The following is a 16129-nucleotide window of genomic DNA, read 5'->3' on the forward strand; positions in this document are numbered from 1 at the left end:
TACCGGCGGCCGCGCCGCCAGGGATCAGGTCTCAGAGGTCCTCGTGATACGTGCCGCCGGGGACACCCGACGGGTAAGAGCTGGTCTGTGAACCGGGGTCACCCGCGGTCGTCCCGGCTCGGCCGCCGCCCTTGCCGGAGCCCCGTTCGGGGCGGCCGGTGCCCGCTCTGCGGGACGAGACGGCGGACCGGCCCGGCCGAGCGGGTCTGCGGCCGCTGCCTTCGGCGATGTGCAGAGTCAGACCGTCGGCGATGGTCATGGAATCCCCGTGACGCAGCGTCCGGTCCGCCTGCCCGCGGGAGCGCAGAACCGCTCCTCCGTCGGGACTGCGCCGCACCGCATACGCTCCGCCGGGGCGCCGCTGGATCCGGGGGCTGTCGGTGGCGGCGTCGACGAGTTCGAACTCGTACCAGCTGCCCCGGCCGGCCTTGGCCTTGTGCTCGCCGAGCGTCCGGTTGGCGGCGTCGCGCAGTTCCAGGACCAGGCCTCCGGGCGCGATCTGCCACCGGCGGAGGCGGCGGCGGGACAGCAGCAACGCCAGCAGCACGGCGAACAGGGCGGTACCGATGATGATTACAGGCCACCACTTGTCCCAGAACACCTCGGCGTCGCTGGGCCGCGGGGTGACGGTGATGTCGAGTGAGGCGTCGTCGAGCACGGCATCGTCCTCGGCGACGACGACCTTGCCCCCGAGCACGAGACCGCTCTCCGTGACGGGCACGCCGAGCTCCGCCGTGCTGCCCACGTCCAGGGTGAAGTCCACGTTGCGCGATGTGCCGGGGCGGACCGTCACCTGCGCCGGGCTGATGGTGAGTCCGGTGCCCTGCGCGTCGGCGAGCGCGAGGCGCACGGTGCGCTCGGTGGAGTCCCTGTTGCTGACGGCGACGTAGCCGTGCACCCGGCCGCCGGGATGAACGGTGGCGCTCGGCACGCCGAGCAGGGCGTCGAACGTCACGGTCGGCGGGGCGATCCGGGTCGGATAGGGCCGGTTGTCAGGGCTGAGGCCGACCGCTTCCACGGTGCTGGAGAACATCAGCGCGCCGGTGGCCTTCTTCGGAACGGTCACCGTGCCGGAGAACTCTCCGTCGTTCGCCCTCTTGTCCGCACCCTCTCCGTCGTCCGCGAGCCCGATGGCCACCTGTCCGAAGCCGTCGCCGGTCAGCTTCCCGGCCACGGAAATGCCCCGCAGGTCGCGCTCCTCCAGCTTGACGCTGTCGCGCGTCAGCAACTGGACGCGGACAGCCGTCTTCTCCCCGGGCCTCGGGGACGGCTTCTCCAGCGAGATGCTCGAGCGTATTTCGCCTCGCCACAGGACGCTGATACGGGCCAGCCGGTCGCGGTGGCCCTCGGGCGCGTCGAGGTGCACCCGCCACTCGCCGGCCACCGGACGGGTGATGCGCAGCGACTCCACCGCCCGGTCGCGCCCGGAGAACTCGAACTCCGGGCCGCTTTGGGAGACCTTCTTTCCGTTGGGGTCGTAGTAGGTGGCCGTGACCTCAGGGTCCCCCTTGGAGACCACGATCGTGCCCACGGCCGCCAGGGGCGAGACACGGACCTTGAGGTCGGTCGGCGGGCGTCCGCTGTCACCCGGCTCCCGGTAGAGGCAGCGCGCGGCCGAGAACGCGGTCTCCAGCGCCTCACCGACGTCCTCGGCCCTCGGCACCACCGCCGCCTTCGGTTCGGCCTCGGGTATGTCTTTGCACCCGGTCTGGTAGCCGCCGGCCGCGAGGGCGCGCAGCGCGTCCCGGTCGATGTCCGAGCCGAAGCCGAGCGGCCAGATCTGCACCTTCGCGTCACGGGCCTCCTTCAGGGCTCGCCGAAGGTCCCGCTCCACGGCGTCGGTACGGCTGGCCGTGTCCAGCTCCCGGTAGGTATAGCTGTCCTCCACGTCGAGCTTGCCATCGGTGAGCAGGAACAGGACCCGGGGGACGTCGGGCCCGGGGGCCTCGGTGAGCCGGGCCACGCCCTGCCGGACGGCGGATATGAAGTCGGTACCCGAGCCTTCGTCCCGCTCCCGGCGGCGGAGTTCGGAGGCACACTCGCTGATGCGTTCCCGCCCGGCGACGTCGAGCTCCGTGACCGGGCAGACCTCATGGATGGGCGACTGATCCGCTGTGTCGGCGCTGGCGAAGCCGAACACCGCCATCCGCGACTTCGGTGACGGCTCGCCGACCGCGATCGCCGAGACGGCGTCCTTCTCCCGGTCGATGTCCCCGGGAGCGAGGCTGGCGGACTCGTCCACCGCGACGGCGTAGTTGATCGGGTCGTCCGACGCCGCGGGCGGTGCGGCGGCAGGTGAGCGGTCGGGTGCGGCCCCTGCCCCGGGGGACAGAAGTCCCGCGAGAAGAAGGGCACTTCCGAGCACGGCCGCGGTGCGCAGGAGCGCCCTGCCGGCCGACACGGCTGAGCCCGGACGCCGAGCGCCGTGGATCTGGATCGAGGTGGGCGGTTCAACCGCCCCTGTCAGGACGCCGTCGGCCCGAGCCGCCGACGAACCCGCGTCGTCTTCCACGCTTGCTACTCCCCACAACCTCGTAAGAGGCCACTCGGCGCACCGCACGGCATCCGCATGCCGCGTGAAACGTGCATGGCGTTCTTCATCGTCGTCGGCAGGATCCGGCCCACTGCCGGGGTTTTCGACGTCCCTTCACAGTGGATCTCTTGCCATGTGGCCGGATGGCCGGCAGCACGAGGCCGGAGCGCGCGCCCCATGCGAGCCGGTTCTCCCCGACGGAAGATCCGTGCCGGGCACACGCTTTCGGCAGGGCTTCGCATTCCTGCGGAAGCGGCACCTCCATGAAATGCCGACCTTCAGCGAACAGCCCCATGACGCCCCCCGTACGACACGGCACACACCGGTCCCCCACTGGAAGGCTTTCGTGCCGTGGGTAGAGATTAGACCCGTCCGCTTCCGACGCTGAGCAAATCTCTGAGATTCGTGCCGTGAATTGCACGCAGCGATGCCGGAATGATGCACCCATCACGCCATCAACCTGCACACGCGTTCGAGATCATTCGCACAGGAGGCCACTTCGACGCCGCAAAGAGTCGACGGAAACATACCGGTCGGACGGGACGAAAACCTTGATCAGACCCCGGCCGCTCCTTGCCCAATCAATTGACCTGCACAAAAGCGCCTCAGCGGCCGGGAGATGGCCGCAAGAAAAAGAACTCGCCGCGGCGATCGAGGCCGTGACGTCCGAGTGTCACGAGGGGGCGCATTTGAAAATTTCGTGCGCCCCTCGGTAATTCCGTGCGCTCCTTCCGCTCAGAGCCTCACGCCACTGGTTGCGCCATGTCACCTCAGACGGGCCAACTGGTCGGCCAGGGCCCGTCTGCCCGCACCGGCGGCGGCCCGGCGAAGGTCGTCGATGCCCAGGATCCCCAGGCCGAGCTGGTGGGAGATCCGGGCGATCTGCGCCTCGACCGTGTCCCGGTCGGTGCGGGCCCGCGCGCCGAGGTAGGAGTCGATCCGCTCGAGGAGGGCGCGGCGGCGTACTCGTTCGTCGGCGCACCAGACCTGGAAGAAGGACGTGCCGAGCACCACGAACGAGCCGAGCTTGGTGAGGGGCAGACCGCCGCCCGTACCGAAGCCGGTGCCCGGGATCGTGACCCGCCAGGCACCGTGCTCGCCCCTGCTCGGCTGGTACCGGGCCAGGTTCCGGGTGCTGAGCCACCGGGCCGCTCTGTTCCGGAAGTCCTGGCGTTCGGCGTCCACTTCTTCCGCTTCGAAAGCGCTGAAGACCTCGGGCGTGGTCTCGCATGCGGCGGTGAGTCCGTCGTCGGCCTCGTCGGCGGCCTGCGTGTAGACGAGGTGCCGGACCCTTTCGCCCGGGGCCACCGCCCGCACGATGTACGCCGGCATGAACACGTACTCCTCGTGGAGGCTTTCCGGGTTGTCGATCCGTTCCGGCAGGTTGTAACGGTCACGGTCGGGGTTGCGGGCCAGCTCGAAGAGTGCTTCCCGGCGGAAGCAGCGGGTGGCGCTCAGGACGTTCAGCGGGGGCCCGTCCCGCCGGTCGAGCGCCTCCTGGACACAGTCGCCGGACAGGAAGGTGACCTTGCGGACGTCGTAGTGGGCGCGGGTGAGCGGGCGGCACGCGAAGGCGTCGAAGTACAGCTTGCGCCGGTCCTGCCGGGTGTGCGTGTAGCGCACCTTGTCGCGTACGGACCGGTGCCCGAGCTCGGTGAGGGCGATGCGCCCCCGCGACTCCTTCACATGGCCGATGGCATGGAGAAACCGCAGCGCCTGGCGGACCAGGGACGGATCGAGCGCGAAGAACGAGGCGAGTGATTCGGCCGTGTCGAGCTCGGCTTCCGCGATACCGCGTTCGAGGAAGCGGTCGATCAGCTCGTACGGTTCTCCCTCGGTGACCTCCGCCCTCACCTCGACGCACCACACGGGCAGCAGGACCGAGTAGATGCGGGTCGGTACGACCTCCAGGGTGTACGCCGCGTGTTCCAGGGCGCGCTCCTCGGGGTAGGGCATCAGTCTCGCCCGGCTGTTCACGCGCGGCCTCCCTCGTCGGCGAGGTCGGCCAGGCGGTCGGAGATCTCCCGGTACTGGCGGATGTCGCCGTGCTCGACGAGGTGGCCGCGCAGCGAGCGGGCCAGTTCGCGAAAGCGCGTGTCGCGGGCGCCGGTCAAGGTGTCCATGTCACCGACCAGGACCAGTTGGTGTTTGACCCGCGTGAACGCGACGTTCGCCCGGCGCAGTTCCTTCAGGAATCCGACACGACCGTCGCGGTTGCTCCGGGTGAACCCGTAGAGGATCACGTCCCGTTCGCCGCCCTGGAAGGAGTCGACGGTGCCCACGTTCAGGTCCACCTGCTCCGGATCGATCACCCGGGACAGGGCCGCGGCGATCACGGCCTTCTGCGCCTTGTACGGAACGATGACCGCCCATTCCGTGTGGTTGCGGTGGTAGAAGGCGGCGAGCCGGGTGAGCAGCCTCGCCTCCGCCGGGTTGATGCAGCCGCGCTGCCCCCAGCGCTCGTCCCGGCGTCCCGCCTCCTTCTCGTACCGCTCGGCGGCGGGCAGGCGCGCGGTGTCGACGAAGGCGAACGGGCTGCGGAACAGCGGGTCGCGGTGCCCGCGCTCCACGGGGGTGGACAGCTTGCCGTCGTAGAACGAGGAGGAGATGAAGTCGGCGATCACCGAGGGCATACGGCGCTGGTGGGTGAGCGGGACGACGTGGGTCTTCGGCAGCCTGTGCACCAGTCCTTCGAGCGCGCTCTCGGACAGCAGCTTCATGACGGCGGGATCCCCGACGTTCTTCCCCCAGGCCTCCACCTCGGAGTCGAGGAACGGAGGGAGCTGCTGGTGGTCTCCCACCAGCACGGCCCGGCGTGCTCGCACGAGCGGCACGAGGACGTCGGCCATGCCGATCTGCCCGGCCTCGTCGACGATGGCCAGTTCGAAGTCGACACCGGACAGTTCGGGCCGGGATGCCGTACCGATGCACGTCGCCGCTATGACGTGGGCGTAGCGGATCAGCTCCGGGTAGAGCTGCTCGCTCGCCCCGGACACCGCGTCATGCCATGCGCCGAGCAGCTCCCCCCTGGCGGCGAGCAGAGGCAGCCGCCGCGCCAACCGGTCGTGCAGCTCGGCCAGATCGCGGTCGCAGGTCTCCGGTTCCGTCTCGCGTACGGGCGAAGGCGCTTCGCCGACGGGCAGGGACTCGCGAGCGGAGCGTGCGGCGGTGCACCCGTCCGACCGGCACTGCGCAGTGCGCCGCTCCACCTCGTGCGCGGCCTTCCGTGCGGCTCGCACGGCGGGGATGTCCCGGGTGACGGCGTCGAGTTGCCGCTCGGCCTCGGCGAGCGCGTCGCGGATCCGGGTGGCGGCGACGAGCAGCTTCTCGTCCTTCTGGTGCGCCGCGGCCAGGCGCCGGTCGTACAGCAGAGCCGGCAGACCGAAGAGAAATCCGATCAGCCACCAGCCTCTTCGCCGCCGCGCCGCCTGGTGCGAGCGGGTGAGGCGCTCGGTCCGCCGCCCGCTGCGGCCCAGGGCCCGCTCCGTGCGCAGCCGCTCGGAGGTCAGCTCGTCCACACGGGTCTGCGCCGGTCCGCCGACAGCGCGCCGGGCGGCCGCAAGCTCGCCGCGTAACCGCGTCTCCTCGGCCACGAGGAAGCCCAGCCGGTCAAGCCGGCCGCCCAGCTCACGCGCCCACTGCCCGGCGACGGCGACGCCGGCGTATTCGCGCTTCCAGGGCCCTGTGACCCGGAGGATCTCCTCCCGCAGCTCAGCCGCCTGACGTTCCATCAGAAATGGTCTGCCTTCGGCCGTGGTCCTGTCCTCGCTCCCGACCCTGACCACCACCAGGTCGCGGGGAAGCCGGGACAGGACGTTGTCGACGGCGCGGTTGGTGTGCGAGGTGACCAGGACGGGGTCCGGCAGACCGGCGGCAGCCGTACCGGCTGCGATCTGGCTGATCGTCCGGGTCTTTCCGGTGCCCGGCGGACCGAGCACCAGCAGCATGTCCTCGACGGCCACAGCCTTGCGGAACGCCTGGAGCTGGTCGTCGTCGAGCTCCTCGGCCGGCGCGTCGGACACCGGCCGGATGCCGCGCACCTGGTGGTCGACGAGGGCCGGGAGGAGCCCGGTGCCGCGCGCCTGCCGTGCCCGCAACAGGGCGACCGCCTCCCGCTGCCGTGCGTAGACGACGCTGTTGGGGGCGATCTCCAGTTCGCCCTGCTGGTCGATGTGGGCCCAGTCGACCGGCTGATCGAAGCGGACCGTGACCGAGGCACCCGCGGCCCGGGTCACCTGCCCCCGGTACCCGGACCTTCCGCGGATCCGGACGCACACACCCTCCTCGGGTCTGCGCGGTCCGGCGAGACGGAACTCGTAGACCGCTCGCGTGCCGTGCCGCTGTCCGCCCGTGGAGCCCACCGAGGCATAGGGAAAGGGCTCCGTGGATCTGGCCGAGTCTGTGGTGATCGCCTCGGAGGCGTCGATCAGCTGGTCGACCGTGTCGAGGAATTGCGTCTGCTCGGCCGTCAGCGCAGGAGCACCGCGCTCCGTGGCCAGCCTGTCGCCGATCCGCAGCCATTCCTCGGTCAGCCGCGGCCAGTACGCGTCGGAGTCCTGCGGGACCTCGCGGACGTCGTAGCACACCCGCCAATCGGTGGGCCGCAGCAGCAGACAGCCCTGGGAGAGCCGGTGGTGGTCGCGCATCCTGAGCGGGTCGATTGCGGCGATCGTGTAGCTGCCCTGGTGCGGTTTGGTGAGGAACAGGCGTACGAGATAGGTCCCGCCATGGACCAGCAGACTCCGGTCCCCGCCGGCGCGCCGCGGCTCGCTGAAGGTCGCCGGCGCCCCGTCATCACGGCTGTTCAGATCGGATGCCAGCCGCAGGGGATCGGTCGGCAGGCCCGGGTGATCCTGGGCCTTCTGACGCATCTGGCCCTCAAGGGACGCGCCCGGGACGAGGATGACCGGCCCCGGCAGATCGACCGTGCGGAACGCCATTCAGACTCCTCGGGGAAGCTCGTCGCATGCGCTGCGCAGCGCGGCCCCGAAAGCGCGGGGGGCCGGTCTCTCGGCGGGGTCCTGAGCCAGGGCGGCGCGTACCGCGCGATCGACGGGCTCCGGCACGTCCGGCACATGGGCGCGCAGGGGCAGTGGTGTGCCGGGGAGAGGAAGGTGTCCGGTGATGAGGCGGTAGGCGAGCGCGCCGAGCTGGTGGACATCGGTCCAGGCTCCGGGGCGTTCGCCCCAGGCGCGCCGCCGCTGCTCGGGGGCCTGGTGTTCGGCGGGGCCTTCCCCTGGCCGCGGGGGGCGGGTGGCCAGTCCGAGGTCACGCAGCACGAGGCGGCCGTCGTCGTGGGCGATGACGGCGGACAGGCCGAGACACCGATGGGTGACGCCGTGGTCGTGCAACGCGGCCAGCGTGCCGCACAGTCCGGCGAGGCCGGTGAGCAGTCGGTGCTGCCGCCATGGGTCGACCGGCTCGCCCTCCCTGCCGAGGGCGGCGTGGAGGGTCTGACAAGGTGCCCCGGTGGTCCGCAACACCGGCCAGCCGACAGCAAGCACGTCGGTGCGGCCGTGCGAGGTGAGCGAACTGGTTCCGGGAAGGCCGCCGATCCGCTGCCGCAGACGCGTGAGCAGCTGGTGTTCGTCGGCCAGTGCCCGCTTCGCCGCCCGCACTTCGGGGGTGTCCCGTCGGGCCTCGATCTGACGGAGCCAGACGTACCGGGAGGCCGACTGCCCGGTGAGGTCCAGCCGGCGTGCCAGTGCCTGACGCCGGATCAGGGAACGGTCGGAGGAGGGGTGTTCCTCCAGGTACTCGTCGTGAAGCAGGTACAGCCCGTCGGGGACCTCGACCTCCTCACCGCCGCGCCATCGCCCGGTCTCCGGTGACGGGGACGTGGGAGCGGAGACGAAGACGACGGCCGAGCCGCGGGCGGGCGGGTCCTCCACGGCCGGCCGGTCGCTTCCGACGGGGAGTTCGCGCAGGGTGGAGAAGGCGAGGGCGGCAGCGTTCCTGGCCGCGATTCTCTGCCACCCCTCGGCGTCGGCGTCGTACTTCCGGCCGTCCGCCCTGTCGCTGATACCGCGGACGATCAGGGCGGGCAGTGCCGCGTTGAGGTGGGCGGCGTGAGCCACGCCGGCGCCTTCCATCTCGATGGCGACGGCGTCCTGGTAGTGCTGCCGCAGCTGCCGTTTCAACGGTGAGTCCGCCGAGTTGAGGACGACTTCACCGGCGGCTATGGGCTTGAGATGGACTGAGGGGTGCCGGTCCCCGGGGGAGGGCGGCAGCAGCCGGGTCCACGAACCGGTCCTGCGGACGTGCTTGGCCAGCTGCTCCAGCTCGTGGCGTATGGGCCAGACCCTCGGCCGGGCCAGGAACCGGCCGTTCTCCTCCTTGCCACCGTGGTAGGCGTAGACGTGCGTGGCCACCACGACGTCGCCGAGCTGGATGTCGTCCTTGAGCGCTCCGGCCACTCCGACGAAGACCACCGCGCGCGGGCGGAACAGGCGGACGGCCCGCTCGGTCAGCACCGCCGCCGCCTGGTTGCCGTCCCCGATCTCAGCCAGGGCCACCTGCCACGGCGTGCCGTCCAGCCAGCCGATCTCGAACAGCGTGCCGGCGCTGTGGCTGTGTGTCCGTAAGGCGGCCAGATGCGCCCGAACGGCCTCGTACTCCACCTCCAGGGCAGTGAGCACGACAAGCGTGTCGCCCTGACTGTTCGCCTCAGCCACGAAGTCCCCCGTCGCCCTCGGTCGCCGGCCCTGCCTGCGGCCACGGGGCTGTGCGAACAGCGGCCGCATCAGGCCCATGTTCTGCACCTGTCGACACCCGTCAACGCGACGCAGGGCACGCCACTGTAGCGGCACCGCGGCCCAGCTCACACTCGGTCGATCTCGAGCAGAAGTCACGCCATATCGAAGCGTTTTCGACCGCTCATATGATCTGATTCTGACGCTTTGTGGCCGGTTCAGAGATTCGGGACAGCGACGGCCACACGCCGTGAGGGAGATCCACCGCGCCCTTCCTCCCGGGGCTACGTCACAGGCGGCTCGACGCGCGCCCCCTTCACGTCCGCGTAGAGCACGATCTGCCACCCCAGCACGGCGATCACCACAAGTTCGGCCAGGGACACGGCAAGCAAGGGTGCCCCCACCGGACCGACCGTCCAGAACACGACGACGGCGGCCACCGGCGCCAGACAGAAGGCGAGCAGGTCGACGGCGAGTTGGAGCCACTTACGGGAGGTCCGTCGGTGGTCGTTGCGGTGGGCGACCTCCCAGCCGAAGACGCACGCGTCACCACGACCGTCGGTCAAGGCCACTAGCTGCGGGCGTAGTTCATCTCGCACGTAGCGACCGATTGCGGAGATCTTGTCGTCGTTGACCAGGTAGGTCCACCCGAGCACCACCGAGACCGGCGGCAGCAGCAACAACAACTCGAGCCGTCTGTCCCCCTGAAGAGCGGCGGCGATGACCGCAGCCATGGAGGCGAGCGTGGCGTAAAGGAGGTTGTCGCGAAAGCCGATACGCGCGCGCTGTTCGTCCTTGATCCGCTCGTACTCGGTGATCAGCAGTCCTGCAGCTGTGACTTGCTCGCCGGCCGCCATATTCCCCCCTCACGGTCCGGTGCCCCGTCCGGCCGGGTGGCCGGGCCGGCGACCGATTGCCCTGTTGAGCATTCCGCCCAACTGCCTACCCACCATCTCCGCCGCCGGACCGCACGCGGGACTCCGCATCACGCGTGCGGCGATCCACCCGTTCCGGCATCCCGGACGCAAGGCGCCGCCCTCGGGCCCGCAGGGTCGCCGATCTGCCCGCGACTCCTGCGACCCGCACTGCGCCAAGGGCTCACGACGCCTGCCTCACCGCCCGCCACTCCGGAGCAAGCACCGACCAGATCTCCTCGTCGTGCCGCTTCCCCCGGTGCAGACAGCTCTCCCGCAGCACGCCGTCCCGCGTCATCCCGAGCCGCCGGGCCACCGCGATGCTGGGCTGGTTCGCCGCCGAGACCCACCACTCCACGCGGTGGATACCCCGCTCCTCCACGGCCCAGTCGATGATCACACGGACGGCCCGGGTCACCAGCCCCTTGCCCACCGCCGACGGCTCCAGCCAGCAGCCCGCCTCGGCGGTGCCCTGCTCGACGTCCATCCTCCGGAAGAGGACCGCGCCGACCAGTGTGCCGTCCGTCCAGATGCCGTAGAGCCGCCCGGCGTCGGCCGCGGCCTTCTCCGCGTACGCCTGAAGGAACGCCCGGCTCGACTCCAGGTCCGTGACGACATCGGGCAGCCCGTTGTACTGCCCGACGAACTCCCGGCCTCGGTCGATATGGACCAGGAACTCCTCGGCCCGCCACGGCTCGAGCGGGCGCAGCTCTGCGCCGTCGTCGCCCAGGGATATCGCGTACATCGTCACCTTCCACGGTCGCCACCACAGCACACAGCGAAGGGATCTTCGCACGGACAGTGTGACGGGGCGCGGCACTCGGAAGGTCCGTACGGCGCGGCCCACGACCACGTACCCAGACCCCGGCAACGGACAACTCGCCCCGGGGGCGGCCCGCAAGGCTCGACAGGGTCCGGGAGCCGTGCCTCACTGACCGGCAGGCGGGCGAAGGGCCGCATACGTACCCGCGCAGGCGGCGACCACCGTCACACAGCCGGCGAAAACCAACCCCGCCCCGCGCAACCCGAGCCACATGGCCATCGCGCCGACACCGACCACCGGCAGGGAGATACCGGCGTAGGCGACGACGAAGAACGCCGAGATGGTCCCGCCCCGGCTCCGCGCCGGGGCGGCGCCGCTGACCAGGCTGAGCGCGGCGCGGAAGGCAAGGCCCTGCCCCGTTCCGCCGAACAGGGCCCCGAGGACGAGCAGGGACAGCTGCTCGGTGATCAGCGACGAGGCCACCAGCATCAGCCCCACGACCAGAACACCGCAGCCGATGGGGAGCGCACGGCGTGCACCGACCTTCTGGGTCAACGACTGACCGATCGTCGAAGCGAGGAACACGGAGAAGACGACGGCGCCCGTGACGGCCAGATTGTGAACGTCCAGGGTCGTCGCGACGAAACTCGGTGCCACCGCCGTGAAGAGACCGAGCAGGGCGAAACCGGCGAACGCCGCCACCGACGAGGGCACGAACACGCCCTTCACCTCAGGTGGCACGGACACACCTTGTGGCTTCAGCGGCGGCCATCGCTCCGGCTCATCGACGGTCTCGGGCAGCAGCCAGGTCAGCACGGAGGCCACTGCCACCAGGGCGAGGTGGACGCAGAACGTCAGCTTCAGCGGCCAGGGTGCGTACTGGGCGAGCAGCCCGGACAGCAGCGGCCCGCAGCCCAGGCCGCCCATGTTCGCGGCGGTGGCGGCGAAACCGGCACGGGCCCTCCTGCCGGGCCCGGCCAGTTCGATGACGGCCGCCGTCGCCGCGCCACTGAGCAGCCCTGCGGCGAAGCCCGACAGCAGCCGGCCCGCGAAGAGCAGGGGCAGGCCGCTCTCCAGGAGGAAGCAGCACGCGCTCGCGGCGGAGAAGGCCATCGCCGCCAGCAGGACAGGCCTTCGGCCCACCGCGTCGGAGTAGTTCCCTGCCACCAGGAGGGCTGTGATGACCGCGATCGCGTACACGGCGAAGACGACCGTCACCATCAGCTCCGAGAAGCCGATCTGTTCCTGGTAGAGCCCGTACAGAGGGGTGGGCAGAGTCGTCCCGGCCATTCCGATGGCGAACACCACGGCAGCCGCCGGGTAGCCGAGCCGCCCCGCCGCGACGGTCGTCGTTCGGTCTCCCCCGCCCGTGCCGGTCCTGCGAAAGATCACGCCCTCACGATACGAGTGCGGATCGCCGGCGGCGGTCCGGCACGGCGCCATCGTGCGCGCATGGACGCGGGCTCCGGTTCTGCACCCCCTCCGCCGCCGACCTGCTCGGCCGCAGCGCCGACCAGCTGCTGGGCACACTGCCGTGGCAGGCGCTGCCCTGGCTGGACGACCCCGTCCCCGAGGAGCAGTACCGCACCCCTGTCATCGGCCGCGAACCCGTCTGTTTCACCGCCCTGCGCCCACCCGACCAGTGGCTCGACTTCCGGCTCTACCCGGACCCCAGCGGCATCAGCGTCCGCATCAACCCGAGCCGCGCATCGCACTTCTCCTGCTCCAGCCCTCCGTCTCCCCCTCCGTGTGAGCAGCACCGGCAGGAACCCGCCGCTCCCGCTGATCCCGAGCCGTGCAACGACCGGGCCGGCCGGGCCGGCCGGGCGCCGACGGCTTTCGCCCACCAGGGCGCCGCCGGGGACGACATGCGAATTCACGACGCGTGTGCTGCGCTTGATGGAGTGGACGACCCGCGGCACCACGCGGGCCCGCCCGCCGGCGGGCCTTTCCCCACAGGCGGTCTGCGCACAGGAGCGGAGAGCGGCTGTGAGAAGGAGGAGCGATGTCCGACACGACGAAAACGGCCCGCCACCTGAGCGGTCTGCGGAACGCTCGCTACGGCGAGATCCTGCTCATCTCGCCGGGCGAGAACGGTCATCTGAAGGCAGCCGTGTACACCACCTTCGGCCTCAACGACTGTCCGCCGAAGCAGTGGACCGCGCTCGACCCCCGTGGGCTGGCGGAGCAGTTCGAGGTGCCCATGGTGTTCCTCAACGGACCCCGCTTCTGGACGATCGACGAGGTCACGGCGTTCTCCTGGGGGGACGTCGCGACGTTCGACGGTCTTGAGGCCCGCTGGGTGGCCGAGGTCCGCATCCCCGCGGAGATCGACGTCACCGGGGCCACGGCCAAGAAGTTCTACGTCGAAACCACGGTGAAGCGGGACACCGAGTACGTTCTTTCCGCCGGCAAGCAGGTGCACACGCTGACCGCCCCGGGCGATCGCAGCTACGTCATGCAGGCGTACTCCCACACCGTGGACGACAGCCAGACGCTGGAGTCCCTGGCCACACTCGGCCGGCGGCTGCAACTTCCGCAGGGCTGGCAGTATCGGGTCCACACCCCGGTCGACGACCTTCACGTACGGACGGTCGCGGGAGATGCCCGCGTCGTGCAGGACGAGTTGGAGAACACCTACATGCTCCTCGCCCGGTGAACCGGAGGGCGACCCGAGGGCGTGGGTGACGACAACTCGGCCAATTCAGCGTTGCCCTGACGCGGGGTCTGCATCCGCCGCGCCATGGCCGTCGCGCTCAACCGTCGTCACCGGGCTCCGGCCGGACGGTGGTGCGGGGTGCCGCCGTCGGAAGGGTGACCCGCACCGCGAAGGCGGTTCCGCCGGCGTCGGGCTCGAGGGTGCCGCCCATGGTCTCCGTGAGGTCGCGGGAGAGCCGCAGGGGCAGGCTGTCGGTCCTGCGGCCGGAGCGACCTCCTCGGGACGTGTCGTCGGACCCGACGGTGGCTCCGTCCGTCACCTGGATCTCCAGATGGGCCGGCCGGACCTCGGCCGTGAACCGGGGCGGCCGGTCCGGCGGGCGGTGGCGCAGCGCGTCGGCGGCGAGTGACGTCAGTACGCGCGTGAGGACCGCTGCGTCGGCGATCACATCGGGCAACTGCTCCGGCAGCGTGCAGTCGATCGTGTGGCCGCCGGGGCCGAGGTTGTCCAGGGCTGCGGTCAGCGCCTCGTCGAGGTCGACCGGGCGCAGATACAGGTCCAGCGCCCCGCCGTACAGCCGGCTGAGGTCGTCGAGGTCGGTGACGAGCCTGCCGGCGCGCCGTACCGCCGCGTGCGCCGTGTCGAGGAGGCGGGCCGCTTGCGGACCCACCGGCCCGGCGGACGTCCCGGCGAGGCGGTCGCTCAGACGGTTCAGCGACTCCTCGGCGGTGCGCAGCGGCCCCGCAGTTCGTGACTCGCCGTGAGGACCAGTGAGGCCCGGGTGTGTTCCGCGGCGGCACGGACACCGGTCTCGGCGGGCCCGTTCGGCGAGCCGGCCGTGGCTGTGTGCCATGCCCAGCTGCGCCGCGCACGCGCCGAGTACGCGCTGGTCGTCACTGCTCAGCGGGCGCCCGCGGGCGGCCGGCGTGAGGTTGTCACCGGCGGGGCTCTCCACGTCCGCGTCGTACGGGCGCTCCGGCGGCGGCTCGACGAAGCCGGCGACCACATCGGCTCCGGTCCGGCCCAGACGCTGTCCCTCCTCGAGCATGGCGTACGTCTTACCGACCCCCGGTGCCGCCCCGAGGTAGATCCGCATCCGTCCACGCGCCATCGGGGACTCCCGCTCTCGTGACACCCGCGCCTCGTGTACTCCATGGTGCGCCGACGGGAGGGCCGTACTCTGCCGACATTCCGCTCCGACGGTTCACCGCCGTGCCCGCGCCGGCCACGGCGAACCGCGACACCCGGCACCCCGAACAGCTGTGACCTGCGTCTCCGTACGTCCGGCCACAGGAAAATCGGTACTCTCCGAAGCCTCCCGCACCTGACAATCGGGGTCCATCAACGGGAGGAACACATGAGCCAGGCATTCCTGACTCTCCATGAGCTGCTGCCGCCGCAGGAGTTGGCGGCGGCGCTGGACGCCGGGTACGTCACCCGCAAGCCGCACCCCGAACTGCCGCTGTCGATCTACACGTACACGAGGACGTGCCAGTACGAGCGGGTGTGGAACCGGGTGACCACGCGCTGCCGCGGTCTGGTCGCCGACGACGCCACCGGAGAGATCGTCGCGCTTCCGCTGCCGAAGTTCTTCAACGTCGGCGAGCACGAGGCCGGTCAGCCGTACGCGCCCGCCCTCCCGGACGAGTCCTTCGAGGTGTACGACAAGGTCGACGGCAGCCTGGCGGTGATCTTCCACTACGCGGGCCGGTGGCGCGTCGCGTCCAAGGGGTCGTTCATCAGCACCCAGGCCACCTGGGCCCAGCGTCTGCTGGACGGCAAGGACACCTCCGCCCTGGTGCCCGGAGTGACCTACCTCGCCGAGATCCTGTACCCGCAGAACCGGATCGTCGTCGACTACGGCGACCGCCGTGACCTCGTGCTCCTCGCCGCCTTCGCCAACGACGGCAGGGAGATACCGCTGGCCGAGGCGGCGTCCTGCTGGAAGGGCATCGGCTCGGTCGTCACCGTCTGGCCCGCCATGCCGCTCGCGGAACTGCTCGCCCTGGCCGAGTCCAACCGGCTGCCGGGCGGCAGGGAGGCCACCGGCACCGACGCGGAGGGCTTCGTGCTGCGCTTTGCGTCGGGCGTACGGGCCAAGGCCAAGCTCTCCGAATACGTACGGCTCCACAAGGTGCTCACCGGCGTCACCGAACGGGACATCTGGCGCAGCCACGGGATCCAGCGCTTCGCCGGCCTGCCCGCCAAGCAGGTTGCCCAGGCCCTGGGTTGCTCGGCGGCGGACATCGAGGCGTCGGGCGGCAAGCCGCTCGACGCGCTGCTGGAGCAGGTGCCCGACGAGTTCGACGCCTGGGTGCGCGGGGTGATCAGTCGGGTCGAGGAGGATGTGGCCGCCCGCGAGCGTGCGATCGACGAGGCGTACCGGTCGCTGGTCCATCTGGCGGACGACCGGGGCGCTTTCGCCCGCGCCGCGAAGGCGCTGCGGGACGCCGCCGTACGCCCTGCCATGTTCCTGCGCCTGGACGGACGCCCCACGGAGCTTGTGACCTACCGTTCCGTCCGGCCGGAGGCGTCCGACCCGTTCAAGACCGACGAGGAGAATTGACC

At 70.8% G+C, this 16129-nt stretch carries 9 protein-coding genes and 1 pseudogene; 2 read left to right on the forward strand and 8 right to left on the reverse strand.

The genetic code is table 11. From position 1 onward, the window contains the following. Positions 1–31: 31 nt before the first annotated feature. The 7 genes from OHS70_RS02345 to OHS70_RS02375 all read right to left on the reverse strand — a co-directional run bounded on the left by OHS70_RS02345 (position 32) and on the right by OHS70_RS02375 (position 12294). Positions 32–2512, reverse strand: coding sequence for a vWA domain-containing protein (locus OHS70_RS02345; protein ID WP_328393087.1), 2481 nt, complete (start codon positions 2510–2512; stop codon positions 32–34). A 786-nt stretch (positions 2513–3298) separates the two neighbouring features. After that, positions 3299–4510, reverse strand: coding sequence for a hypothetical protein (locus tag OHS70_RS02350; RefSeq protein ID WP_328393089.1), 1212 nt, complete (start codon positions 4508–4510; stop codon positions 3299–3301). Further along, positions 4507–7473 (reverse strand): DEAD/DEAH box helicase, encoded by a 2967-nt coding sequence (locus OHS70_RS02355; protein WP_328393091.1) that lies wholly within the window; start codon positions 7471–7473, stop codon positions 4507–4509. Before OHS70_RS02355 ends, OHS70_RS02350 begins: the two co-directional genes overlap by 4 nt. After that, complete coding sequence (locus OHS70_RS02360; RefSeq protein WP_328393093.1) at positions 7474–9207, reverse strand: phosphorylase family protein; 1734 nt, start codon at positions 9205–9207, stop codon at positions 7474–7476. A 302-nt stretch (positions 9208–9509) separates the two neighbouring features. Further along, a complete protein-coding gene (locus tag OHS70_RS02365) occupies positions 9510–10082 on the reverse strand; it encodes a hypothetical protein (protein ID WP_328393095.1) in 573 nt (190 codons plus the stop codon). A 241-nt stretch (positions 10083–10323) separates the two neighbouring features. After that, a complete protein-coding gene (locus OHS70_RS02370) occupies positions 10324–10884 on the reverse strand; it encodes a GNAT family N-acetyltransferase (RefSeq protein ID WP_328393097.1) in 561 nt (186 codons plus the stop codon). Positions 10885–11067: 183 nt separating this feature from the next. Then, the gene (locus tag OHS70_RS02375; protein WP_328393099.1) at positions 11068–12294 is read right to left on the reverse strand and encodes an MFS transporter; all 1227 of its coding nucleotides are present in this window, start codon (positions 12292–12294) and stop codon (positions 11068–11070) included. A 613-nt stretch (positions 12295–12907) separates the two neighbouring features. On the opposite strand from OHS70_RS02375, the gene OHS70_RS02385 reads away from it, so the two are divergent. After that, positions 12908–13561: a hypothetical protein gene (locus OHS70_RS02385; RefSeq protein WP_328393101.1), complete on the forward strand. Its 654-nt coding sequence runs from the start codon at positions 12908–12910 to the stop codon at positions 13559–13561. A gap of 985 nt (positions 13562–14546) precedes the next feature. Here the strand turns inward: OHS70_RS02385 and OHS70_RS38965 are convergent. Continuing rightward, positions 14547–14672, reverse strand: a pseudogene (locus OHS70_RS38965) (pressure sensor protein); the annotation flags it as partial. Positions 14673–14918: 246 nt separating this feature from the next. On the opposite strand from OHS70_RS38965, the gene OHS70_RS02395 reads away from it, so the two are divergent. Continuing rightward, the gene (locus OHS70_RS02395) at positions 14919–16127 is read left to right on the forward strand and encodes an RNA ligase (protein WP_328393105.1); all 1209 of its coding nucleotides are present in this window, start codon (positions 14919–14921) and stop codon (positions 16125–16127) included. Positions 16128–16129 lie beyond the last annotated feature (2 nt).

Source organism: Streptomyces sp. NBC_00390 (assembly GCF_036057275.1).
Taxonomy (GTDB): Bacteria; Actinomycetota; Actinomycetes; order Streptomycetales; family Streptomycetaceae; genus Streptomyces.